This is a genomic window from Vibrio phycocola, assembly GCF_053850235.1.
This window is the reverse complement of record NZ_JBSQDJ010000001.1, coordinates 167,301-192,795: the sequence shown is the minus strand read 5'-3', so window position 1 is coordinate 192,795 and position 25,495 is coordinate 167,301. Positions and strand designations below refer to the sequence as shown.

The 25,495-nt window shown below is 38.8% G+C and carries 23 protein-coding genes; 13 read left to right on the top strand and 10 right to left on the bottom strand.

Translation table 11 applies throughout. The features are described 5' to 3' along the window. Window positions 1-84: 84 nt before the first annotated feature. Together serC and ACWU4D_RS00885 are read right to left on the bottom strand one after the other, a co-directional pair. Window positions 85-1,179 (bottom strand): 3-phosphoserine/phosphohydroxythreonine transaminase, encoded by a 1,095-nt coding sequence (serC, locus tag ACWU4D_RS00890; protein WP_456049485.1) that lies wholly within the window; start codon window positions 1,177-1,179, stop codon window positions 85-87. 98 nt (window positions 1,180-1,277) lie between these two features. Then, window positions 1,278-2,561, bottom strand: coding sequence for a DUF945 family protein (locus ACWU4D_RS00885; RefSeq protein ID WP_456049484.1), 1,284 nt, complete (start codon window positions 2,559-2,561; stop codon window positions 1,278-1,280). A 169-nt stretch (window positions 2,562-2,730) separates the two neighbouring features. Here ACWU4D_RS00885 and ACWU4D_RS00880 point away from each other — a divergent pair, with 169 nt between their 5' ends. From ACWU4D_RS00880 to ACWU4D_RS00870, 3 genes are all read left to right on the top strand, one after another. Beyond that, complete coding sequence (locus ACWU4D_RS00880) at window positions 2,731-4,686, top strand: ATP-binding protein (protein ID WP_456049483.1); 1,956 nt, start codon at window positions 2,731-2,733, stop codon at window positions 4,684-4,686. Window positions 4,687-4,688: 2 nt separating this feature from the next. Next, window positions 4,689-5,183: a response regulator gene (locus ACWU4D_RS00875; RefSeq protein ID WP_456049482.1), complete on the top strand. Its 495-nt coding sequence runs from the start codon at window positions 4,689-4,691 to the stop codon at window positions 5,181-5,183. A gap of 230 nt (window positions 5,184-5,413) precedes the next feature. Continuing rightward, on the top strand, window positions 5,414-5,977 hold the full coding sequence (locus ACWU4D_RS00870; protein WP_456049481.1) for a hypothetical protein: 564 nt from the start codon (window positions 5,414-5,416) through the stop codon (window positions 5,975-5,977). A 78-nt stretch (window positions 5,978-6,055) separates the two neighbouring features. On the opposite strand, the gene ACWU4D_RS00865 is transcribed toward ACWU4D_RS00870, so the two are convergent. Next, window positions 6,056-6,736: a TfoX/Sxy family DNA transformation protein gene (locus ACWU4D_RS00865; protein WP_456049480.1), complete on the bottom strand. Its 681-nt coding sequence runs from the start codon at window positions 6,734-6,736 to the stop codon at window positions 6,056-6,058. Window positions 6,737-6,950: 214 nt separating this feature from the next. On the opposite strand from ACWU4D_RS00865, the gene ACWU4D_RS00860 reads away from it, so the two are divergent. The 6 genes from ACWU4D_RS00860 to ACWU4D_RS00835 all read left to right on the top strand — a co-directional run bounded on the left by ACWU4D_RS00860 (window position 6,951) and on the right by ACWU4D_RS00835 (window position 12,788). Beyond that, window positions 6,951-7,871, top strand: coding sequence for an HDOD domain-containing protein (locus ACWU4D_RS00860; protein ID WP_456049479.1), 921 nt, complete (start codon window positions 6,951-6,953; stop codon window positions 7,869-7,871). Window positions 7,872-7,877: 6 nt separating this feature from the next. Beyond that, the gene (locus ACWU4D_RS00855; protein ID WP_456049478.1) at window positions 7,878-8,783 is read left to right on the top strand and encodes a lysine exporter LysO family protein; all 906 of its coding nucleotides are present in this window, start codon (window positions 7,878-7,880) and stop codon (window positions 8,781-8,783) included. A 106-nt stretch (window positions 8,784-8,889) separates the two neighbouring features. Beyond that, complete coding sequence (locus tag ACWU4D_RS00850) at window positions 8,890-9,408, top strand: hypothetical protein (RefSeq protein WP_456049477.1); 519 nt, start codon at window positions 8,890-8,892, stop codon at window positions 9,406-9,408. 108 nt (window positions 9,409-9,516) lie between these two features. Then, window positions 9,517-11,163 (top strand): pyridoxal-dependent aspartate 1-decarboxylase PanP, encoded by a 1,647-nt coding sequence (panP, locus tag ACWU4D_RS00845; RefSeq protein ID WP_456049476.1) that lies wholly within the window; start codon window positions 9,517-9,519, stop codon window positions 11,161-11,163. Between the two features lie 275 nt (window positions 11,164-11,438). After that, entirely contained in the window at window positions 11,439-12,296 is an 858-nt protein-coding gene (locus tag ACWU4D_RS00840; RefSeq protein WP_456049475.1) for a MurR/RpiR family transcriptional regulator, read from the top strand. A gap of 228 nt (window positions 12,297-12,524) precedes the next feature. Beyond that, a complete protein-coding gene (locus ACWU4D_RS00835) occupies window positions 12,525-12,788 on the top strand; it encodes a GrxA family glutaredoxin (RefSeq protein ID WP_456049474.1) in 264 nt (87 codons plus the stop codon). 68 nt (window positions 12,789-12,856) lie between these two features. Here the strand turns inward: ACWU4D_RS00835 and fabV are convergent, their stop codons facing one another. Then, complete coding sequence (gene fabV / locus ACWU4D_RS00830; protein ID WP_456049473.1) at window positions 12,857-14,059, bottom strand: enoyl-ACP reductase FabV; 1,203 nt, start codon at window positions 14,057-14,059, stop codon at window positions 12,857-12,859. Window positions 14,060-14,441: 382 nt separating this feature from the next. Here fabV and ACWU4D_RS00825 point away from each other — a divergent pair, with 382 nt between their 5' ends. Next, window positions 14,442-15,371: a 1-aminocyclopropane-1-carboxylate deaminase/D-cysteine desulfhydrase gene (locus ACWU4D_RS00825; RefSeq protein ID WP_456049472.1), complete on the top strand. Its 930-nt coding sequence runs from the start codon at window positions 14,442-14,444 to the stop codon at window positions 15,369-15,371. A 30-nt stretch (window positions 15,372-15,401) separates the two neighbouring features. Here ACWU4D_RS00825 and ACWU4D_RS00820 read toward each other — a convergent pair whose 3' ends face one another. Continuing rightward, complete coding sequence (locus ACWU4D_RS00820) at window positions 15,402-16,121, bottom strand: 3'-5' exonuclease (RefSeq protein WP_456049471.1); 720 nt, start codon at window positions 16,119-16,121, stop codon at window positions 15,402-15,404. Between the two features lie 114 nt (window positions 16,122-16,235). Beyond that, window positions 16,236-16,955 carry a FadR/GntR family transcriptional regulator gene (locus tag ACWU4D_RS00815; protein ID WP_456049470.1) on the bottom strand — a complete coding sequence of 240 codons (720 nt, stop codon included), beginning with the start codon at window positions 16,953-16,955 and terminating at the stop codon, window positions 16,236-16,238. Between the two features lie 1,538 nt (window positions 16,956-18,493). On the opposite strand from ACWU4D_RS00815, the gene ACWU4D_RS00810 reads away from it, so the two are divergent. Beyond that, window positions 18,494-19,480 carry a porin gene (locus tag ACWU4D_RS00810; protein ID WP_456049469.1) on the top strand — a complete coding sequence of 329 codons (987 nt, stop codon included), beginning with the start codon at window positions 18,494-18,496 and terminating at the stop codon, window positions 19,478-19,480. 218 nt (window positions 19,481-19,698) lie between these two features. After that, the gene (locus ACWU4D_RS00805) at window positions 19,699-20,031 is read left to right on the top strand and encodes a cupin domain-containing protein (RefSeq protein WP_456049468.1); all 333 of its coding nucleotides are present in this window, start codon (window positions 19,699-19,701) and stop codon (window positions 20,029-20,031) included. 77 nt (window positions 20,032-20,108) lie between these two features. Here the strand turns inward: ACWU4D_RS00805 and ACWU4D_RS00800 are convergent, their stop codons facing one another. The 4 genes from ACWU4D_RS00800 to ACWU4D_RS00785 all read right to left on the bottom strand — a co-directional run bounded on the left by ACWU4D_RS00800 (window position 20,109) and on the right by ACWU4D_RS00785 (window position 23,765). Next, the gene (locus tag ACWU4D_RS00800; protein ID WP_456049467.1) at window positions 20,109-21,560 is read right to left on the bottom strand and encodes a sensor histidine kinase; all 1,452 of its coding nucleotides are present in this window, start codon (window positions 21,558-21,560) and stop codon (window positions 20,109-20,111) included. A 23-nt stretch (window positions 21,561-21,583) separates the two neighbouring features. Further along, entirely contained in the window at window positions 21,584-22,321 is a 738-nt protein-coding gene (locus ACWU4D_RS00795; protein ID WP_456049466.1) for a response regulator transcription factor, read from the bottom strand. A 68-nt stretch (window positions 22,322-22,389) separates the two neighbouring features. Beyond that, the gene (locus ACWU4D_RS00790) at window positions 22,390-23,082 is read right to left on the bottom strand and encodes a spondin domain-containing protein (RefSeq protein ID WP_456049465.1); all 693 of its coding nucleotides are present in this window, start codon (window positions 23,080-23,082) and stop codon (window positions 22,390-22,392) included. 8 nt (window positions 23,083-23,090) lie between these two features. After that, a complete protein-coding gene (locus tag ACWU4D_RS00785) occupies window positions 23,091-23,765 on the bottom strand; it encodes a spondin domain-containing protein (protein WP_456049464.1) in 675 nt (224 codons plus the stop codon). A gap of 476 nt (window positions 23,766-24,241) precedes the next feature. Here ACWU4D_RS00785 and ACWU4D_RS00780 point away from each other — a divergent pair, with 476 nt between their 5' ends. Then, a complete protein-coding gene (locus tag ACWU4D_RS00780) occupies window positions 24,242-25,447 on the top strand; it encodes a multidrug effflux MFS transporter (protein ID WP_456049463.1) in 1,206 nt (401 codons plus the stop codon). The last annotated feature ends 48 nt before the right edge of the window (window positions 25,448-25,495 follow it).

Sequence of the window (25,495 nt, the reverse complement as noted above, 5' to 3'; positions counted from 1 at the left end):
GTCTATTGATAGGAAATACTCAATAAAAAAGCGCAGTCAATTGACTGCGCTTTATCATTTCAAGTTATGTAATTGAAAATAAAATTATGCGTATTCCGCTTCAAACTCTTTCATAAAGCTGACTAATGCTTGAACACCTTCGAGTGACATTGCATTGTAAATTGACGCACGCATCCCACCAACAGCTCGGTGACCTTTCAATGCGGCCAAACCGCGAGCTTCCGCCAGTTCAAGGAATTTTTCATCCAATTCTGGTTTCGCCAGTTGAAAGGGAACATTCATTCGTGAGCGGTTTGCTGGGTGGATCGTATTTCGATAAAAATCGGACCCATCAATGGCACCATAAAGCGTATCTGCTTTTTCTTTGTTAATGGCTTCCATCGCTTTCACGCCACCCTGCTCTTTTAACCATTTAAACACTAAACCTGAAAGGTACCATGCATAAGTTGGCGGTGTATTAAACATAGAATCGGTTTCTGACAAGACTTTGTAGTTCAAGATGCTAGGTAGCACATCTTTCGCTAAACCTAGAAGATCATCGCGTACAATCGCAATTGCAATCCCAGCAGAACCAATATTTTTCTGTGCTCCGGCATAAATAACGCCAAACTTACTCACATCGATTTCACGTGACAAAATATTGGATGACATGTCTGCAACAATTGGCTTATCGGTAACAGGAATATCGGTAATTTCTACACCATCAATGGTTTCATTGGGGCAGAAGTGAACATACGCAGAATCTGCTGCTATTGGCCATTCTGACGCTGGAACCACCGCAGCTTTCCCATCAATCTCAGTTTTCGCATCCACTAAGTCTATTTCACAATATTTTTTCGCTTCAGCGACCGCACTACGCGCCCAATAGCCAGCATCAATATAGGTTGCCTTAGTTTGGCTACCCAACAAATTCAGTGGTACGGCCGCAAATTGCGCACGAGCACCACCCTGACAGAACAATACTTTGTAGTTATCAGGGATCGAAAGTAAATCTCGTAAATCTTGTTCGGCATCATCAGCGACCTTGATAAACGCTTTACTTCGGTGGCTGATTTCCATTACTGACGTGCCCAAATTATTCCAATTCAAAAACTCGGCTTGAGCTTTTGCCATTACCGCTTTCGGTAATGCTGCGGGACCGGCACTAAAGTTATAAACGTTGTCAGCTTTTGGCTCCATTGACTTCTTACTCCTGAAATTCAAAATTAACTGGGTATTAAAATACAACTTACCACCCAAAATAGACAAAGACAGCCTATTTCAGATAAAGGGAATATTTAACGCAAAAATAAAGGCATTAGGGCTGAAAGAATTGGCGTCTTTTGCCCATTCGCAAATACAATGTTGCCCGCTTCGATAGTGGCAGTAAATTCGAAGTTGGCTTCAGTTTCCACAATATACTCTTTTGATTTCAGTTGATCGATGCCCAACTGTAAATTAGGTACTTGTTCGACCAAGCCTTTGGGTATTTGAACAAAAATATCGCCATTTAAAATGCCAAGTAATGTCATTGGTGCGTGTGAAATATGCTCTGTACCCGACGCGATATTTAATTTAATTGAAGAATCGATTGGCTGATTGAGATAAGACAACCCCAGCTTATCTACATTAATAAATAATCCATGATTAACCAATGCATCAATCGCTACGATCGCTTGTTTCTCAGATTGTTGAGGATTATCAGATTGGACAATATCTAATAAAGCGCCTAGATTTTCTGCATCGATATTACCTGCTGAAATATCGATGGTAATGTCATCAAATTGCTGCTCAGAGCTAATCAAGGTATCGATATTAACGACTGTATGACTGCTATATATTGCTGGCGTAGGTGTCGATTCGTTCTCTACCGCATCAACACGTTTTGAATTCAATGTATAACGAATACCTTCCGTGACTGACAATGCTTCTTCATCTGGGCGGCCAAATTCAATGCTGGCAATCGAAGCTGACTGATCACCAACCCACAAACTGTCGTGCATTTGACCTTGAGCTGAGCTTTGTAAATCAGAAAATGAAAAGAACTCTCCAAACTGATTGGTCATTTTAAGTTCTAACATATTAAATGATGCTGAAAGCACTTTATCGAGTGTTACGTCAGCCAAAAGATGGGCGGGTTGAACAGAGAGGGTCCATGCATCTTTAGAATCACTAAAGGCATAGTCGAATTGATCTAACTCGGCATCAATATGTGTATCTCCGCTCAACTGAGATTGAGTCGTAATCTGGAAAGGAATATCTGGATAATCTCGAAATTTCGTCACCGCATCGAGTGTAAACAAATTATGGTCGATAGCCGAATCTAAATACCATTCTGTTGGCAATTTATCAATTTCAAACTGCTTCTTGATATCTTGGTCCACCAGTTCGACTTTAGTCAGCACATTTGACGAAAAATAACCGCGATCATAGGACACTAACTCAACGTTCAATCGCGTGTCATCGATACGAGCAATATTATCTTGTATCAATTTCTCGCCAATTTGACCGACAACTAATGGCCAACAAGCAACCAGCAGAACCCCACCCGCTATCGCCGTGTATTTTTTTACATCGTTCATTAATTTTTAATCCTTGTATTAGCCAAGCCTAACCTTTTGTATTGCGTTGAAGAATAGGCATATTTAGGTGAGATGTCTAATTTAGACACTATTATAAAACCTAGCTCTCATACATGGGTGTTAATAGTTGGTAAAGTTTTCGATATCACTTTTGTTAAGCGAGGAACAGATGGGAAAGTTCGCTATTCTCTGCCTTGATGATAACCCAATAAATGTAGAAAACTACCAACAAGATTTGGCACGTTTCTCCAACTGTTTTGACGTATATTGTGTTGATTCATTATCCGAAGCTACACAAACTCTAGGCTACATTCACGACCAAGGACAATCCGTTGCTTTGGTCATCGCTTGCCACCATGAAGGATTGGATGGTGCAGATTTCCTCATCCAACTTGATAAACACTCTCATACACAACGCAGTCGTAAACTATTGATTAGCAGTGGACAAGATCTGCAAACCATACTCGACATTGTTAATGAAGGCCGCCTAGATCACTGTTTAACCACACCGATTCCCGAAAAGTCTCTCTACAACACTGTTCAAAAAGAACTTACAACCTTTGTTATTAAACATGCACCAAGTGATCTTCTTGATTATAGCTATATCCTGGATCAAGCTCGTTTACTTAGAGCTCATATCGATAAGTCGATGCATAACTACCGGCAAGGGTTTATCAGTGATTATCATACGATGAGTGATAATGAACTCGCAGAAAATGTCATTATCGCACTGTACGATTTTTTTCGAGTCGATGACGATACTCACGCATGTCGCACTTATTCATCCAACCACCTTCTAACCAAAGAAGGAGAGGAAAATCAGTTTCTTTGGTTTATAACTAACGGTGAAGTGGCGTTATACAAAAAAGATGAATCAGGAAAACAAAGAGAAGTCGTCCGACATCAAAAAGGAAACCTCGTGGGAGGCATGTCGTTTGTCACTGGCGAAGCCTCTTTCTCTACCGGAGTCACGCTAACAAAAACTCATGTGATTAAACTCGACCGGGAAGTCTTTGGCAAAGTCATGCATTCAAACTCCCATCTACTGCCTTTATTTACCAACTTACTCTTACGCCATTTTAACCGCCGTCTTCAACGCAGCATAACGACCAAACTCGAATTACAAAAAACCTTCGAGTCGCTCGAACAGGCTCAACAACAACTGGTCGATCATGAAAAAATGGCCATACTCGGTGAGTTAGTCGCCGGCGTCGCTCATGAACTTAACAACCCAGTTTCAGCTATCTTACGTGGCGCAGATACATTAAGTGAGAAACTGAATACAATTTTAGAATCAGATTACAACGAAACTCATCATCAACAAGGCATAGAACTGTTAAATCACTGTTTAAAAAGTCAGCCCGTGTCTACTTCTGTAGCTCGAGAAAAAACAAAGTTGCTAGAGTCTCAAATCAACGATCGGTTAACGGCCAAGAAAATGGTGAGACTTGGATTAGAGAACAATAAACCAATAATCGAACTCGCGAAAAAACGCCCTGAGCAGGCAAAAAAACAGTTGGAACAGCTCGAAAGCTTTGCAATGACAGGAAGTTCGTTACGCTCAATTTTAGTCTGCGCACAACGTATTGCCAATATGGTAAAGAGCTTAAAAGGCTACGCGCGCGAAGACGACGAAAAATATTATCTAACGGATATCCTTGAAGGTGTTGAAGATACTTTAACCATCTTTGAAAATCAGTTAAAGCATCATGCCGTGACAAAGGAATATCAACCCATTCCAACCCTCTTAATACAGCCAAATGCATTGCAGCAAGTTTGGACGAATTTGGTCGCAAACGCATTAGATGCAATTCGAGGTACTCACGGGGAAATACACGTAACGTCACAATTGGTTAATTATGATCAACTCGACTTCGTTGAAATCTCTATCGCTGATAATGGATGTGGTATAGAAAAAGAGTTACAAGAGAAAATTTTCGATCTCAATTTTACCACCAAAAAAGAAGGTAATTTCGGCCTCGGAATTGGGCTTTCTGTATGCCAACAAATTGTTAGACAGCATCAAGGTTGGATTGACGTGGATTCAAGTGTGGGAACCGGAACAAAAGTGAGTGTCACCCTTCCGATTAATCACTCGGTTGCTAAACAACAGGAAGAGGAATGATTATGCAAACCAAACATCTTATTTTATGTGTCGATGATGAACGTGAAGTCTTGGATAGTGTTAGCCAGGACTTGGAGTGTTTCGAATCATTCTTCTATCTAGAATCTGCTGAATCGGTTATTGAAGCACAACACGTTATTGACGACTACCAGCAGCGTGGTGTCCCATTGGCGCTGATTTTATGTGACCATATAATGCCCAAAAAAAATGGAATTCAATTTTTAATAGAATTAACTGTCGCCGACGAAAATAGTCGCAAACTTCTATTAACCGGGCAGGCTGGACTCGACGACACGGTGGATGCCATCAATCACGCAAGCATTGATTTTTATATTGGTAAACCTTGGAATGGAGATGAGTTGAGAGAGGTGGTGAAACAGCAACTCACACAATATGTAATTAAACATGAAGCGGACCTTATGCCTTGGTTGCCAATTTTGGACAAACAGGCGCTGTTAAATGCAATGTCTTCCCAACGCACCTCCTTTGGAGAATAAAAAGTGAACAATGACTAATTGAATTACGTATTAACATGGCATCTAAATTGCTTAATTATAGGAAAAAGCAAAAGAATGATGTCGTATATCAGTGAAATACTAGGTATTCGACAAAATACTGACACTTTTGTTCTGGCATAGATCTGCTAAGTACATATATTATAGTGATCTTTTGTTGTTAACGTTAAATAGTTCCAACTTAATAATATTTAAGGTGAATAGGTTTCAATATGCGCAAAACTCTTAGTCTGGCTTCAATAGCATTGTTTTCTTGCTCTTCATTTGCTGCGATCGATCCCAGCAGTCCCTCTGTAATGAGTAATTTTAGCTACGATTATGTCGAAGCTCGTATTGGTGTAAGCCCAACAACATATGGTGCGGGGCTCAGTCGTTCAGTTCACCCAAATGCTCATATTATTGCCAGTATTGATTCTCAATTTGATGATGATTACGATATTTCTGCTGGACTCGCATTTCACGCACCAATCAATAACTGGGCAGATTTTACCGGTGAAATGAAATTGCGTTTTCTTGATTTCGAAGGTTCTGCGAGTAATGATTCAGAAACCGGTATGGAATTGAACCTTGGTGTACGTCAATGGTTAGGTCCGCAACTCGAAGTGGGTGGTAACGCTGGCTATATTACTATTGATGATGAGGATGACTGGGTAGCAAGCGCCTATGGCCGCTTCCACTCTACAGAGTTATTCTCGATTGGCGCAAGTGTTCAATTTAACGGCTACGATAGAATCGACGACAGCACAATTTTATTCACTGCTCGTTTCAAATACTAAGCGTTAAACGAGCAAATATTCTCTAGTTATATCTATTCGGGAAATGCATCAATAGCATTTCCCGAATTTATTTATTCATTAATCATTTCTATCCCATAAGATTTTATTACACTCTTCAACCAAAATCTTCTTTTCCTCTTCAGGAATAAGTGCACAATTCATACGATGTATCGCACCATATAGCCTCCAAAGCCAATCATAGGTTTCGCGAGCATAAGGGTAACGATCCTGTAACCGTATATAACATTTTACCGCACCCAAATTATGTAAGTCTTCTACCGTGTTAATCTGACAACTTATTAATTTTTTCTCCAGAGTATGGTTTAAGTTAGGTAAATGTCTCAACTGAGTCATTTTCCCAGTATCACGCTCAATTTGTTCCTCATACGCCCAATGACATGAATCAACCACAAGCTCCTTAATGGTAGAAGTGTCATTTTCGATATGATCGCTTATATCGTAATAGTTCATCGCCGACTTCGATTGCTTCTTTACGTGAATGTAAGTCGAACACCCCATACGTTTGAATTTGTGATCCAGTGTGGGACCACCACGGACATATACTTTGTCATTGTCAAATTGAGCAAACATTGCTCCACGGTAAAATACACCTATATTTCCAAATACTGACTTCGTACTACATTCTGAAATAACATCAAGGAGTAATTGAAAGAACCTGTCTATTATCATAAACACCTCGGTTAGATTAACATGTTGATTTAGTGGATTAATAACGAAACCATCAGCCTCTGCTATCATTTATCCTTATACCATTTAAAATTATAATCATTCGTCTTCCAAATGAGATAAAGCGCATACGCACCTAAAATCTATGCAACCAAAAACAACAAATGCGAACATCTTCTCATCACAAGTGAATATATTGATAAAATGTCACATTTATTGAATAGTCATTGCCGAATAGCTTCAGACGTTGCTAGACTGTATTTATGAATCTGTAATCGATAATGCTATGAATCACGTATCTTTTTTTTGGCTTCCAGAAAATAAACAAGCTGTGTATCAGTCAGTAGAGAATGAATTTTCTCACTTTCTAAATACCTCCATTAATAATGGGAAATTCATCCTGCCCCCTATTCCTAGTGTGGTATTAGATATTCAGCGACTCTGCACAATTGAAACAACAACGGTTAAGGACGTTGCGGACTGTTTAATAGATGACCCAAGTCTTACCGCAATTGTCTTGCGTATCGCGAATTCTGTTATTTTTAATCGACGTGGAATTGAGTTTAAAGATATCCACACTGCCGTTTCACGCCTTGGAATAATGCGAGTACGCGACATTGTCACGGCTCAATCCATTGAACAAATAAAGTACTCTATCCAGCTAGATGCTGAATGCGACAAACTACTTCGTGATAGTGCGATTCATTCCCGAGAACTTGGTGCTGTAATGGTTTTAGTGACACGCCAATTTCAACAAATAGATCCTAAGAAATACGCGTATTTGGAACATGATAAATCTTTAATTGTCGGGCTTCTGGCAGATATCGGCTTATTTTGCATACTTAGTGAATATCATCTCTACCTGGAAAAAGGGAACTATATTGATAGCGAATTATCCCTTCGCATTTTCGAAACAGCCTGCCCCAATGCAAGCTATCAGGTGTTAAATACATGGGGATTTGATCAAGATTTTTTAAGTGTTGCTCGGAATAAGCCTCTTGCTAATAACGATGTACCGGTTTCTTATCTCGACATTGCAAAAATTGCTTATCACCTTTTGTTGTTTCGTAATCAAGATGAGCAATATGAGCAACATGAAGTAGAAATCAATACAGCAGGAGCGGAAGTCCTCTACGAGTTAAGCAATTTAACTGACATTGAATTTGATATCGCAGTTCGAGATATACTAAATAGCACTGGTTTTTAAATCGAAATGTTGTTTGATCTCGTCTTTATATTTGCGCCTTTATTAGGGGGCTACTTAATTCCCAAAGGCTCTTCTAGTTTTAATCAGATAGTGAATCGTGCAGTTATGATTCTGATCTATCTAATGCTTGGCTTGTTGGGTGTCAGTTTTTCAACTTTAGATGATTTTTCTCATCAGTTTTCTCAAGTCGTGATCATTAGTGTTACGTTTTTTATTTCGATCTCTATCGTCAACCTGTTGTTTCTGCCTTGGTTAGATCGAACAACAAAAATTGTCACCAATGGAAAAAGTAAAACATCCGCAAGAATGGCAATGTTCAAGGATTCTATTTTTCTCATTTTGACGGTCGTTTCTGGTGCTATCATTGCCTTTACCCTGCCGTTTAACTGGCATTGGGTGAACTCAGGTATGGAGTGGGCATTATTTCTATTGCTCGTACTAATCGGAATTCAGCTGAGAGCAAGTGGCCTGTCACTACGAGAGATTCTACTCAATATTAATGGGTTAAAAATTGCGCTTATTGTCATTTTTTCGTCTTGGATCGGGGGCAGTTTTGCAGGTTATTTCTTAGGTATCCCTTTGTATGAATCTCTTGCAATGTCATCAGGATTTGGATGGTACTCCCTCTCTGGTATTTTGATTGGCAAAGAGCTTGGCCCACTAATGGGCGCTGCATCTTTCATGTTAGAGCTAGGTAGAGAAATGGTCGCACTAGTACTCTTGCCCGTGCTCATCCGTCGTCGTCCGTTAACTGGAGTCGGCTATGCTGGTGCGACCGCTATGGACTTTACGTTACCTATCATTCAATTAAATGGTGGTATAAACTGCGTTCCTATCGCAATTGTTAGCGGCTTTTTACTCAGTATCTGCGTACCGCTATTTATGCTAATGTTTCTTTCCCTTGCAGCCTAGATCCCACGATTAACATTTTAGTTAAGAAATTGTTGGTAATTCTGCTAGATCATTTAAGATAATTAACAAATACTAATATTACCGTTCGCTACATAAAGGTTGAATAATGAAACGTCTTTCCCTCATCAGTCTGCTACCTCTTATTCTGATTTCCAACGTTAGTGCTCAAAGCATTGAAGAATGTGAAATTCAACAATACGATACTTACATTGATGCTTCTCTGAGTTGGTACCAAGATCTCACCACGATCACTGTTAGTGAGTACCCAGACCTTGCTGGCGTTTCTGAATGGTTTTTGGAAGGCCGTAAACACCACTTTGAATTAAGCCGCGCCGTTGTTCATGATGCATTACATAATAACCCTGAATCAATTTCGACTTCTCGTTCAATAGAATCGTGGCTACAGCTGGAACAATCTGACGTCAAAGAACTTTCAATGCGTGATGATGAAATTGGAGCTTTGGCAAAACAAACGTTTAATGATCGTCAATCAACACCACACGAGAAAAATTATGACTTACGCTCTGCATTTGCTGAGCTCTTAAGTCACCCGAAAAAAATTGATACTGCATTAAGTCAATACAATGAAAAAATGGAACTCATTGAACAGAGCCCATGCAAATAAAAATGTTATAAATATGTAGATTTTTAGACACAGAATTAATACGGGACATTCGTCCCGTTTTCGTTTAGATTGTCCCGCTAGTAAGAATTAGATACTGTTACAAATTCCATGGTCTCAGATAATAAAACAGCAGAAGCGAACTTTCAGAGTTTACTGCGCATTTTTACAGTGCCTGAAGGTCCCGATTCGACCCTAACAAAAATTGAAGAAGAGATTTCGCAAAATCTAAATGATTTCTTGCGTGGACATATTGTAGCTGAAGAAAAGCCTCTTTCCGAAATAGAGCAAGACTTTTCAAGCCCCCATATTCCTGAAATTCCTGAATTTGTCTCTGAACACACTCAACATTTATTAGAAAAGCTAGTTGCGCATTCCGTTCATACCTCGTCACCCAGCTTCATTGGTCATATGACCTCGGCATTGCCCTATTTCCTCATGCCCTTGTCAAAAATTATGATTGCGCTAAATCAAAACCTTGTAAAAGTCGAAACATCAAAAGCATTCACACCACTTGAACGCCAAGTTTTAGGAATGATTCATGGCCTGATTTATAAACAGGATGATGCATTCTATTCTTCATCGATGCATAGCACTAATCATTCACTAGGAGCATTTTGCTCGGGTGGTACGATTGCCAACATTACCGCTTTATGGGTAGCACGTAACAACGCACTACGCCCAGACGGTGAGTTTACCGGTGTCGAAAAAGAAGGGTTATTTCGAGCTATTAAGCATTATGGGTATAACGATCTCGCTATTTTAGTCTCTGAGCGTGGTCACTACTCGTTGAAAAAATCGGTCGACCTATTAGGTTTGGGTCAAGAAAGCATAATAGCGATTAAAACCGATGAAAATAACAAGATCATTCCTAGTGCGCTGGAAGAAAAAATTCTCGAGCTACAAGAAAAAAATATTAAGCCTTTTGCCGTAATTGGTGTAGCCGGTACAACCGAAACAGGAAATGTCGATCCTCTACGAGAAATCGCATTGCTTTGTCAAAAATACCAGTGCCACTTCCACGTCGATGCGGCATGGGGTGGAGCGACATTAATGTCGAACCATCACAGAGCGATATTAGATGGAATTGAACTGGCCGACTCTGTAACTCTTGATGCCCATAAGCAACTGTATATTCCAATGGGTGCGGGAATGGTCATATTTAAAGACCCAAGTGCGATGGATGTTATCGAACATCATGCAAAATACATTTTGCGCGAAGGTTCAAAAGACTTAGGGAGCCGCACTTTAGAAGGCTCTCGATCGGGTATGGCGATGCTTGTTTATGCCAGCATGCACATCATTAGTCGACAAGGTTATCAGTTGTTGATCGACGAAAGCATCGAGAAAGCGCACTATTTTTCATCGTTAATCAAACAACAACAAGACTTCGAGTTGGTATCAAAACCAGAGTTATGCATCCTTACTTACCGCTACCTGCCGGAGGTCGCTTGTCAGGCACTCTCAATCGCTCTCCTTGAAGACAAACGTACCCTGAACCATTTACTCAATGAGCTTTGTGTCTTTATCCAAAAGCGTCAGAGAGAGTCAGGTAAATCGTTTGTTTCGCGTACCCAACTCAACCCAATTCGCTGGACAAAGCTCGATACTGTCGTATTTCGCGTCGTATTGGCCAACCCATTAACGACACGCACTGTTCTTTCATCAATCTTGCAAGAGCAGAGAGAAATAGCCAAAGCCGCTCCTATATTATTAGGAAAGATAATTGACCTTTCATATGCGATTATTCAACGTTAATTTGAAAGTAACTTTCTTTTTCTTGTAATGAAATAAACAAAACGGTTGAAGGTTTTACTCAAAGATGCGACTTTTATACTAATCACTGAAATTTATGTGAAATTTTGTTTGATGATAGTCATATTCTTATCATTTACTATTTCTAATTACTACAGAAACCAAGAGACTTAGGTTTATACTTGTTCAGTGATCATGGCAAAATTAGTGAAACGGTTAGAAGAGATAATTATCTCTCATTTTGCTTACGAAATTGACAAATTACTTGTGTGAATACGATGAATACTTTAGAAAAAATTCAAAAAAACTTAGAAAATTTCAGTAAGTCTGAACGCAAAGTTGCAGAAGTAATTATGGGTGCGCCGCAAACAGCCATTCATTCGAGTATTGCGACACTTGCTAAAATGGCGGATGTTAGTGAACCTACTGTAAACCGCTTTTGTCGTCGTCTTGATACAAAAGGTTTTCCTGACTTTAAATTGCATTTAGCCCAAAGCCTCGCTAATGGAACACCATACGTAAACCGTAACGTTGAAGAAGATGATGGCCCAGATGCCTACACTCAAAAGATTTTTGAGTCGACAATGGCATGTTTAGATGTCGCTAAAAACAGTTTGGATCACGCTCAAGTTAACCGCGCTGTTGACCTACTCACGCAAGCTAAACGAGTATCATTCTTTGGCCTTGGAGCATCCTCAGCTGTAGCTAGAGATGCCCAGAATAAATTTATCCGTTTCAACATCCCTATTTCTTGCTTTGAAGATATTGTTATGCAACGTATGAGCTGTATCAATTGCAGCGACAACGATGTTATTGTTTTGATTTCACACACTGGACGAACCAAAAGCTTGGTTGAAATAGCCGATCTTGCTCGAGAGAATGGTGCTACAGTAATCGCCATAACATCTAAAGACTCACCTCTTGATAAAGCTTGCTCACTTTCAATATGCTTAGATGTTCCAGAAGATACTGATGTATACATGCCAATGGCAAGTCGTGTGGTTCAGATGACTGTGATTGATGTATTAGCGACAGGATTTACATTACGTCGTGGCTCTGGGTTTAGAGAAAACCTAAAACGAGTCAAAGATGTGTTGAAAGAATCTCGTTTTGATAAATTATCCCATTACGAATAATCAGCTAACTTCTTGATGAAAGAGGGACCTGTTACGTTCCTCTTATCATTTCACAGCCGTAAATACATAACTCTATCTTATTAGTAACACTCCTCACTCTAACTTTTCCATATACAACAACACTTTTTCTTTCATAGCTTTTAGCTATTAAAACAAGAGATAAAACTTACTTTCATTTCTATGAGGGATAAGGCATAGTTACGGCAACAAAAGAATAAGGAGAGAGATATGTTTGTAGTGATTTTTGGTCGCCCTGGTTGTCCATACTGTGTTCGTGCAAAAGACCACGCGGAAACACTAAAGGAAAAACGTGATGATTTTAACTATCGCTACGTTGATATTCAGGCTGAAGGTATTAGTAAAGCTGACCTAGAAAAAACCGTTGGCAAACCTGTGAATACCGTGCCACAAATCTTTGTTGATCAAGACCATGTTGGAGGCTGTACTGAGTTTGAAGCCTACGCTAAAGAAAATTTAGGTCTATTCGACTAATCAGTGAATAAAAACCAAAAAAATGCGCTCAAAATTGAGCGCATTTTTTAACTTACAAGAATTTCTGACTATAAATCTATAACGTCAAATTTTGCCGCGATATCAACATCTGCGTCGTAATCCACACCTTCAACGCCAAAGCCGAATAATTTTAGAAATTCCTCTTTATACGCTTCATAGTCCGTCAACGACTTAAGATTTTCAGTCGTCACTTGAGGCCATAAATCTTGGCAATGTTGTTGAATATCATCGCGCAATTCCCAATCGTCTAAGCGTAAACGATTTTTGTCATCAACCTCAGGACTGGTACCATCCGCTTTATACAAGCGCTGACTAAACATGCGGTAAATTTGCTCCATACACCCTTCATGGACGCTCTCTTCACGCATTTTCTTAAATACCATTGCAATATATAGCGGCATTACCGGAATTGCAGAACTTGCTTGAGTCACCACTGACTTCAATACAGCAACATTCGCTGAACCACCTTTGTCAGATAATTTATCATTTAATTCGGCTGCGGCTCTATCGAGATCCATTTTAGCGCGCCCTAGAGCACCATCCCAATAAATTGGCCAAGTTAACTCTGTGCCAATATAGCTATAAGCGACTGTTTTACAACCGTCAGCAAGTACACCTGCTTCGTCAAGAGCGTTAATCCAAAGCTCCCAATCTTCGCCACCCATAACGGTGATAGTGTCAGCGATTTCTTGCTCTGTCGCTGGTTCTACACTTGCCGTGATGATTTCATCTTTATTAGTATCCACTGCAGTTGCAGTATAGGTTTCTCCAATAGGCTTCAATGACGAACGGATGACTTCTCCGCTTTCAGGCATTTTGCGCACTGGTGAAGCTAACGAGTAAACAACCATATCAATTTGACCAAGATCTTCTTTAATCAACTCAATAGCTTTCTGTTTCGCTTCATTGGAAAATGCATCACCATTGATGCTCTTAGAATACAATCCTTCTGCTTTAGCGTATTTATCAAAAGCTGCCGTATTGTAGAACCCAGCAGTGCCCGGTTTTTTCTCCGTTGCCGCTTTTTCAAAGAAAACGCCAATAGTGGCTGCGCCGCCACCAAATGCTGCTGCGATTCGTGACGATAAACCGTAACCGCTAGAAGAGCCGACAACTAAAACACGTTTCGGTGGGTTTTTAATCTCGCCTTGAGCTTTAGTATATTCAATTTGTTCTTTTACATTCGCGTCACAACCAACTGGATGAGTCGTTGTACAAATAAAACCACGAATTTTAGGTTTGATTATCATATTCAACTTCCTTTAAAAAATCTTAGCTAGAATAAAAGTTTCCCTAGCAAATCTCACCTTATTTCTTAAATATCTTCGTAAAATTGTGAGTGGTTGGATCTCTAGAATGCCATTCATTTTCGTTTTCGCGAAATTACTTGAGCAAATATGCGAAAAAATACAAAAAGATTGGAACTGTTTGTAAATAGCACAGTCTATATCTCTGTAACAGAAATGATGTCGTCAGATGTTCGCAAGATTGATAACTGAATCCCTGTATACGCTGCTTTTTCTTGTTAACCTTATATTCTGCCGAGGAACATTTTCCTCGGTATTTTTTTGTTTAAATCTCGCTAATTTGCCAGTAGCATTAAAATACACTCCATGACGTAATCCATTGTGAATGTCACTTAAATTAAGCCAAAGCCCAGTAACTAAGCATTCATTTGAAGGTAGAGAATTTTATCTCAAGCGAGATGATTTACTTCATCCTCTATTTTCAGGAAATAAAGCCCGAAAGTTCAGTGAATTACTTACCTATGATTTTAGCCAAGTAGATTGCATTATTGGTTACGGTTCACCCCAGGCGAATTCCTTCTTTTCATTGGCAGCGCTTGCCCATATCAAACACGTTTCTCTAAAGTTTTATGTTAGCCGAATTCCATTGTGGTTGCAGCAAACACCGATTGGAAACTATGCAGCTGCGTTGAAACTTGGCGCCAAGATTATTGATCTCTCCGATTCTAGCCTAAACCCAAATCGGCAACACCCGAGTGAATATATCGAACATAATTTTTCTCAAGACAAAAACAAACTTTGTATCCCTGAAGGTGGTCGTTCACACATGGCTAAAATGGGCGTCGAGGTGTTGGGCAAAGAGCTTGTAGATTGGATTACTCAAAACTCGATTAAAAACCCTGTGATTGCGCTACCTTCAGGCACAGGTACAACAGCGCTCTTTTTGCAACAGTATTTAAAACCTCATCATATCGACGTACTCACCTGTGCCTGTGTCGGAGGTAACGATTACCTAATAGACCAATTTAGAGAATTAAAAGGTGGACACTATCCGACCCTTTTATCAGGCAAACCGAAGCATCATTTTGGTAAGCTGTATCTTGAGGATTATCTAATTTGGGAGCAATTAAAACACGAAACTGAAGTGGAATTTGATTTACTTTATGACCCGTTAATGTGGCAAGCACTAACGCCATGGCTGGAGCAGCATTCAGGTCACACCTTGATTTACATTCATCAAGGTGGTTTATTGGGCAACGAAAGTATGGAAAAACGTTATCAAAGAAAATACCCTGCCCTAGGTAATTTAACTTGAACCTAGAGACAAGTTACTATGTATATCTCGTTAGTGGCCATGACTGATTCTATATAACCGACCGAAGCAATGTTTTCGATTACCAAATACTCGTTTTATTTGAGCTAGCAATAGCTCAGCGCTGGATATGGAATCAATCAGAGCTCCATGAGCATTGTATTCTGGAAGTCCATATTTTTCTCGAATTGAAGATAAACGAAGATCGAAATTTGAATCCTTATTAATACTTTGACACAGCCTTTTTTCAAGCCCTAACGTATCAAGCCAAACCATAGGCAAAGAAGGTAACCCAAATTTATGATTAATATATCGATCGAGAAACCCTTGCTCAACAAAGCACGCGTGAGCAACAATCACTCTTCCTTGCGCTTGAGTAAAAAAGGCTTCCATTGCATCATCAAGTGTATAGCCATTAGATAACATTTCTGGTGTTAAATGATGAATAACGATCGATTCTTTCGATACCTTAGCACTGTCTTTCACCAACATTTGCACACTGCTAGAGAGGTCAATATGATAGTTTTTAATCACAACCCAGCCAATACTCACTATCGTGTCATGATTAGGGTCTAGCCCGGTGGTCTCCAGATCCAAACAGATATATTCAAGATCTTTAGCATCTTCATCTAAATGAGGGCAATCCCAATTTATATTAGCGCTTAAAAAATCAGGAATCGTTTCATTATTCCTCGCTTTTTGTCTTGCTCTATGTAGCTTGCGTAAGGGATGAAAATACGTCGTCCATGCCATGACTTTTAATTCCTAAGCTAACCAAATTTACTTAGCACTATTATCAATCAAAGCCATATTGTTAAGCAAGCTTTCCCAACGCACGACAATTAAAACCAGCTGTTTTTCTACTCTTTATTGCATGACAGGGAGTCGATGATTTTCAGTTGAAAGGTGGTTTGCAGAGGCTTCACGTGCTTTATCTGCATTTCCCGCCATGATTGCTTCATAAATACGGCGATGCTCACCAAAACACAACTCTCCTCCTGCAGAAGAGTGCGCAATAAAGTTAACAAACATGGTACTAAACACATTTCCGAACGGTAAATAAAAGAGGTTTCCCGTTGATTTAAAAATAAGACTGTGGAAATGAATATCAACGTCAATCCACTCCTGTTGATTAAACACTTCAGATTCTGACAATGCGCTCATCTTCTGAAACGTTTCAGATAACTCGATCCGTTGTTCTGACGTCGCATTTATCGCTGCTAATGCGCAAGCTTCGGGCTCAAGTGCTTTTCTAAGACCTAAGAACTTTTCACAATATTCTTTGGTCTCCATTAATCCATCCATCCATTCAATCAACTGTGAATCAAGGAAATTCCAGCTAGAACGCTCCATCACTCGAGTACCGATTTTAGGACGCGACTCTATCAATCCCTTCGAAGCAAGCAATTTTACCGCTTCTCTCAGAGCCGTTCTACTCACACCAAACTGCTCACATAAAGCCATCTCTCCAGGAATAATAGTTCCTTGAGCTAACTGCCCAGATAGAATTCCGCGTGCTATTTCACGAGCGACTTGAACATGTAAGCTACGCTTCGACTCTGTAATCGTGGAAAATTTACTGGACATGATACGCCTTAATAATAAATGAAGTTGAAATGAAGCAATAAATTCAATATAGCATCAGAGGAAATATCGACCAAGCTTTATATATGAAAAATCTATTCCTATCTAGGATAGGATAGGATAAGTATAATTAATTAAACAACTCTATGATCTGAGTCAAAGCTAATTAAAAATTAATTCATTCATAGATATTCACTTAAATATCAAAATAATATTAGATCTAACGTTGTTGATAATAGAATTTTTTATAATCTTATATTCCACTAAACGTCTATATAAGGCTCTAAACTTAGAGGCAACGAGTGAAGAATGAATAACCTTCTATTAGTCACACTTCACAACAGAACGAGCGCAATCAATTGAGTTAATTGTATCTACTGATATAGCCCCAACACACAACTAAGACCAAGATTAAGGCAAAACCTCACCAAAAAGCTCGGCGTGAAAAATAAAATAACTTTAAAAACATATGGTTAAATAAAAAACAACAAACAACTATACAGTTTTCGACCTATGTAGAACCAATAAGAGTAGTAATTTATACACTAATGAAAACTCTGATTAACCTGATAAGATAGTAAGAAACATGAGGTTTCCGATGTGATAGTAATAATACGATAAATCTTCAATTTTATAGAGTAATTGACCTAAACTTATTAGCTATTTAATATCATAATAATGGATAAAAGACGCTCTTAGTTTCATATAAATAATATAAAAACCACAGAGATGAGACTTAAAATACATCGTTCTAAGTATGACTCAGCTCTCGTTAGTATAATCCAATCGACCTCTTACCTTTACATTAGCCCTTCCCTAAAGATTAAGGTGATACTAAGAAGATTATTAATCTTAATAATTTGGGGTTAATTTTTTACAATAATGTCTTCTAATATTTAGTCCTGAGAATAACTTTAAATACTGTAATTTTCGTCAAACATTCATAACCCCTAATTACCTCACTTATTATTTCCGCAACAAAAAGTTACCATAAAACATACAATAGCGATTAGAATGCTCGTATTAAATATCACTGATTCACTTCGAGAATCAACAATGGAAATAGCTAACATTAAGACTTTTTCCCCACCACACTCCAAATTGTCTGCTAGGGTCATAAATTTTTCGACTGTAAGAAGTAAGGTGCTATATCACTAACAATATCACCTTTTCATTAATTCACATATCCGCAAAATACTTTTAACTAAATTGAAATAAATATCATTAATCTACGTATTTGTTAATTATTATCATTTAATACTATTGCGTGACAAATATCACACTGATAACAATTCATTAATATCCCAATATCTTCAATTTCGTCATTTTATTTGATTATGATCACAATAAAATTGGGCAAATTATAATTTAAATCTTATATATCAATCAGTTAACTCACATCACATTTAGCAGAAAAGATATTTGCGCACCCGATACCATGGTGTTATGGTTGGCCTGCATATGATAATTTAATAATACAATATGTTCTTAAATTAGTTTTTATCCAATATTTTTGTTGTTACTTAATAAGGTTAATTAATATGAAAAAGACAATTTTTTCTCCTCTAACACTGTCAGTTGCTATTGCTTCTGTATTCGCAACTGGCGTTCAAGCAAAAACAGTTTATGAAGATGATGCAATGTACCTTAACCTTACTGGTGAAGTTGCATTTGAATTAATTCGTGATGTTGATGACGGCGATAAAACTGAACCAAAAACCGACAACGTCGATTTAGAAGTTAAAGCAGGCTATAAACTAGAAAATGGCGTTGAGGTTGCAGGCTACTACGCATTTGAATTTGCAGGTTGGAGTGCAGAACAAAGCAGCGCTAAAGACTTATTGAAAGATCACTACATTATCGTAAAAAAAGATAGCTTAACTGTTCAATATGGTGACTTCGATTATTCTGTCGATCGATTTGGTATCGCTAAAGATCTAGATGCAAAAACAACTAATGATTCCATTGGTAACCCTGATGATTCTGACGCAGATGGTTCAAAATCTGTATTAGAAGTGCAATACAAAGGTGATGGTTTCTATGTTGCTTCTTCTTTTGATCCTGGATTTGATAAAGACGATGCTAGCGATGAAACTAGCTATGACATCTTCGCTAAATTTAATGTTTCAGACGATGTAACTATTGGCGCAGTATACTCTTTCCAAGAGTATTATGATGGTGGAACCGGTAATGACGCTTACGATCAAACTTCGTACGGTGCTCAGATCCAGTACACTGGTATTCAAGACCTATATTTAGGTGCATCATATGTCTATGGTGATAGAGATGATGATAATAAAGATGCTTCAGGTATCGATCTTGCTGCACAATACAAGATAAGCAAAAAAATTAAAGTAGCAGCTGGTGTTGGCTTAGTTAACTATGACGAAGATGCTAACGATGACGTTACTTGGACGTACGTAAACGCTAACTACAACTTCACTAAAAACGTAGATGCATACGCAGAAGTCTATGACGAAGACAAAGACCAGTTAGGTTTCGTTGTTGGTATGTCTGTCGACTTCTAATTAGCTAGACCCATTGTTCTTTTTTGAACAGTAATTCCGTAGTATTTTGGCGTACCTAACTCTTTTGGGTACGCTTTTTTTCTTCCTTTATTCCTATCATAATTCCCTTCTTGATCGGCATCACAATCATGTGTTACTTTTGTATTATAATATAACTTAATGCGTATAATCGACGTCATTGTATATAATTAATAAACTGAACACTGGAGAAGATAGCTATGTCCCCTTTTTTTATGATAGATGAAAACGAATGGGAAGTTCTTGGCGGCGGAATCAAACGTAAGATCATTGGCCATACCAAAGATTTAATGGCGGTTCACCTAGAATTCGATAAAGGCGCGATTGGCGCACCTCACACTCACGAAATCCATGATCAAATTGGATACGTTGTATCAGGAAGTTTTGAAGCAGAAATTAATGGTGAGAAAAAAGTATTAAAAGCAGGCGATGCCTATATTGCAGCTAAAACATTTGAGCACGGTGCGGTTGCTTTAGAAGACGGCAGTATCTTACTTGATGTATTCTCACCACGTCGTGACGATTTTCTATAGGTAGCGATTAAATCCCGACCATTTTGGCCTTTCGAGCTTAAGTCTAATGAAAGGCCATACTTATACAAATAAGAGAATTAACTTCTGTTCAAATAAAAATGAAAAGAGGTACCTTTTCCAATTTGACTCTCTACATTAATTTCAGAATGTAAGAGATGTAATAATTTTTGAGTGATCGCTAAACCCAACCCACCGTGTTCTTTTTTATCAGATAGAGCATTACTCGCTCGATAGCGGGCATCAAAGATATAAGCTAATTCATGCTCATGAATCCCTGTACCATTATCAATCACCGCTACGTGTAACTTATTACTTTCATCTTCATTGACTTCGATATTAATACAACCGCCTTGATGGCTATGACGAATTGCATTATCAATCAAGTTGCTCAACACGCGCTCTAATTTACCAATATCTGTATACACCATACAATTACACTGCTCAGGTGTAATACTCAACTTCAATTGTTTATCCTGTAAACGATGCTGAAACTTAGCCACAATATCATGTAATAATTCAGCTAATGGGAAGCTTTCTAACTGTAATGTTACTTGTCCCCCATCTAAATGGGCTAATTCAAAAATTTGATCCACTAATTTTTTAAGTTGATTGGCATTTTTGAAAGCAATTTCAATAAAGCGCTGATGTTGTTCTTTCTCTAACGAATCACCCCGTAATTGAATGGTTTCTAAATAACCTTGCAAAGCCGCTAATGGCGTTCGTAAATCATGGGAAAGATCGGCTAGCATCTCCCTTCTTGTTTTATCAATAGATTGTAACTGGACAAATTGGTAATTGATTTGCTCAGCCATTTCATTAAAAGCCTCACCTAATTCATGAATCTCGTTATGCTTTGCCGCTGGCCATTGTTGCAATTCCACTTTATTTTTCTCAAAACCTGCTTTCTTAAAAGCACTAATATTATTCGTTAATTGCTTTAAAGGGTGGGTTAAAATACGTAATAAGATAATCGAGACTAAAAAGAATGAAACCACGATACCTAAGATAAAAATTAAAGATTGCGAGCGAAGTAAGTCAGGCTCTACATCAGCAAAAGCGGAGTCATAAGCTTGACCACCGATAATGACATATAGATATCCTTGTAGGTTTTCTCCGTTATAAATGGGTGCTGTAGAGAATATTTTTTGTTGATTGTGATCACGAGGATCATCACCATAAATTGGCAATGGCTTTTTGCGGTTAATAAAGTCAACTAGAGGAGCAACATCGATATGCTGACGTTTTATCGCACTCTTTTCTGCTGAATAGCTCACTAGCTGCCCACTTGGAGAAATAAAATAAAATTCAAAACTAGGCCCTAGAATCATTAGACTATGAAACAGGTTCTTTAATGCATTTTTATCATAGACCCCCTCTTTTAATAGAGGATTATCATGCCCAAGATGTTCTGCAAGCTCTAGGTGGAGCCGTTGTTCAGCTTCATGGTGAGAGTGTTTTTCTAACGTAGCAGACCACCAAAAAACCAAACATGTGATAGCGATAAACAATAGCACTAAAGCAAGAGTCATTCGTTGATAAAGTGACACTCTCATTAAACGACGCCTTCCGGACTAAATTTATAACCGACACCAAAGACCGTTTGAATTATATGAGGGAACGCCTTGTTATTTGAATTGGGTTGACCAGCGGCTAATTTATTGCGTAGTCGGTTGATATGAGAGTTTACTGTATGTTCATACCCACTATGTTTATATCCCCATACTTTATCGAGTAACTGAGTACGAGAAAAAACTTGGCCTGGATGTTGAGCCATAAAACTCAATAGGTCAAATTCTGTAGAAGTAAGCTCTATACGCTGCTCACGCAATACCACTTCATGAGAGCGTTGATTGATCATCAATTGACCATGACAAATGATACTATTGTCTGCTACTGGCTCTTGGGTTTGATTGTTTTGTAACAAATGTACTCGGCGTAATAATGCATGTACTCGAGCTTGTAACTCTCTCACGCTGAAGGGCTTTGCCATGTAATCGTCTGCTCCTAATTCTAGCCCCAATACACGATCTATTTCAGAGGTTCTAGCGGTGAGCATTAAAATAGCTTGTTCTTGCTTAGCTTCTCTAACCTTACGACAGACATCGAGACCACTACACCCAGGTAAATTAAGGTCTAGCATTAGTAACGAATAATCATTTTCTAAAGCTTGTTTAATCGCATCTTCGCCATTATCGCAATGTGTGACTTCCAAGCCAATATCTTGCATATTGACCTTGATTAGCTCAGCAATATCTTGGTCATCTTCTACGATTAAAATACTATCTGGCACTTTCAATTCTCTAAGAAAGAGACTTATTAACCGTTACTCACCAATAACAATTAATAAGTCATATTAGTTTATCTGGTACGTGTGATAGTAACAGACATAACAGGGTTATCGAACTTTTGTTGGTAAGACAACGCTGAAGTTGTAAGTCCATCATCGCTACTCACAATACCTGGATGCATAGTAACAATATCAATATCATCACGCTCAGGATTATAAGCTTCCCCACCGGTTCCAGGCACTGTATCAGCAGTTTCCGTATTGGCTTCAGTACCCGAATCATAGGCAACTGTTTGATAAGTGACTGAGTCATTTAGCTCTAAGTCAGTTAAGTCTACTTGGTTAACGCCGGTGAAAGCATCATTACTGCTCACTAACATACTAACAAATGATAAATATTCTACAGCATCTGTGTGGCTAACCGTCATCGTCGTTGACGTACCATTAGCAATACCACCGCTCGCACTTGCAGAATTTAAAATAAAACTAGTATCGCTTAAGATAAGACTTGCATCACCAGCCTCCGCTAATAACTCTAATGCTTCAGAAGCAGGTTCGCCAATGGTAAATAAAGATCCCGTATCATGTAATACTAATGACGGTGGTGAAATAGTCTGACCATTAGTTAGATTTTTGAGCACGACTTCGTATTCAACCGATGTATCAATAGTCGCCACCGGTGAATCGGAATCAGCATCATCATCACATGCCACTAACGCTAACGCACCAACGGTAACAAGAGCGACTTTAGAAAATTTCATCATAAAGCCTCCTATTCAACCACAACGGTCAATTTAGCAACAGGGTTTAACCAGCGATGTACACTGCTATCTAAATCACTAATACCACCTAAGGCATCATCATCACCAATGACACCAGGATGGATGTGTATATTAGACGTACCAATTTCAGCCGTGACACCAAAACCTCCAGTTCCTGCATCACCGCCCGGGAAGGCTGGGATACTGTCAGCTAGCTCATCATTAGCTTCTGTACCCGCATCATAAGCATTCAAATAGACAGTATAAGTACCGACTTCAGATGGAATCTCCCAGCTATCTAAGCCAATGAATGCATCATTAGTAGGTAACATCATTGCCGCAACAGACAAATAATCATTACCAACTGAATTACTTAATAAAAATGTTGTTGATTCACCAGAAGCTAACAATCCTCCAGCAGGGTTTTCAATAACATCTGCGCCAGCATTACCTAATAAACCACTGACACCAGAAATGTCACCCTGTTCAGCTAAAACCTCTAATTCTGCTGTTGCGGGAGTAGTTGTTTCAAAAATTTCAAAACTTGAATCATGTGCACCAGCAACAACTGGCGTAAAGTAAATATTGTGGGTTAGATTAGTTAATGTAACCGTTAAGTCTTGCGCTTGTGCAGTTGCAGAAAATAGACCGAAAAGACCTACTGCAATTAAGTGCTTGTTTGTCATGAAAAACTCCCTTTTATCTTAGTCAAGTGTGTATTTTTTATTAAGAAATACAGTATGACGAACAGATATCACGAACTTATCACGTAATATTCACTATTTTGTTCTGAAATAACCTCGCCTTCACAAAACCACATAACCAATCAATTATAGGAAATGACAAAACCGCTTTTGGTGGCATTAAACGCTTATATGGAACAACAGCCTGACAGAGGTTCAAATAAAATACACCCGTTTTCAGCAATTTCCATTGCACTACTCATTTAATCACTTTCTAATGCATTCAATCGCTTTCTTATTGACAGCATCACGAGTACAGTAGACATCATTGCACCCCCTATCTTAAGATTGAACCGTAATTCGAGATTTAGACCTAAATACTGAATCGTAGCAGCGTGTACCTATATTATCCGAAAATACATACGCCTCTAAGGTGTATAACTCTCAACCTATTTTAACATCCCAATTGGAGCTCAAATGTGAAAGTAGAACAGCCTTTCCTTGGCAAGACTGGAACATTAATATTTCTCGTCATCATCAGTGCCTTTCCACCACTTACAACCGATTTATACTTACCTGCGTTGCCGTCGATGGTCGAAACCTTAGACACTAGCAAAGCTTTGGTTAACCTTACTCTAAGTATTTATTTCGTCGCCTATGCATGTGGCTTACTTTTTTGGGGCCCATTAAGCGAAAAATTTGGTCGTAAACCTATCCTTATGACTGGTTTGGCAATCTATGTAGTCGCCAGTTTAGGGTGTGCACTGTCTAATCAGATTGATATGCTGATTATCAACCGTCTTATCCAGGCCTTTGGTGGCAGCGCTGTTACCGTTGTCGCTACTGCTGTCGTTAAGGATTTATACGGTGGACGTGAACGACAAAAGATCATGGCAACCATTATGTCTCTCGTGATCATTGCTCCAATGGTTGCCCCTATTTTCGGTGCACTATTATTGAAATTAGGCTCATGGCATTTAATGTTTTTCGCTTTAGCCATATTTGGTGGAATGAGCATGATATTTTCTTTGTTTTATCGCGAAACATTAGAAAGTAAATATGAAGGTTCAATTCTTCGCTCTTGGGGCAGATTAACGGTTGTCGTAAAAAACCCCAATTTCCTTTCACTATTGGCTATTTTCACACTACCGCCGATCTCATTGATGGCATTTCTTGCCTCAGGCTCTTATATCTATATTGATGGCTTTGGCTTTACTGAACAAGAATTCAGCTATATTTTTGGGTTCAATGCCTTGTGTGCTTCGTTCGGCCCATCGATGTATATGAGGCTAACCAAGAAAATTAAGGTTCAAAGCATTATTTCAGTATGCTTTGGCATCACCGCAACGTGTGGAATATTCACCTTAACTATTGGTCACCTTTCTCCATGGGCTTTTGCTGCGATTATTGGACCGGCAAGCATGATGGTATTAACAACGCGAGTTCCTGGAACCAACCTGATGCTCGATCAACAAAGTCAAGATACGGGTTCAGCGGTGGCAATAATACAGTTTAGCTCTATGATGGCGGGTTCTTTGGGAATGCTATTAGTTTCGCTAAATCCGGACACCTTAATCACCAATCTCGGAATTTTACAGCTATCTGTCGGCGTTGTAGCAAGCCTGCTATGGTTTAGAGTTAAACATCAACCGCATGTCGTCGACAATGTAATCAAAGCAGAATAGCAATTTGTACTTATCTGCCAACAAAAAATAGGACGATAAAATCGTCCT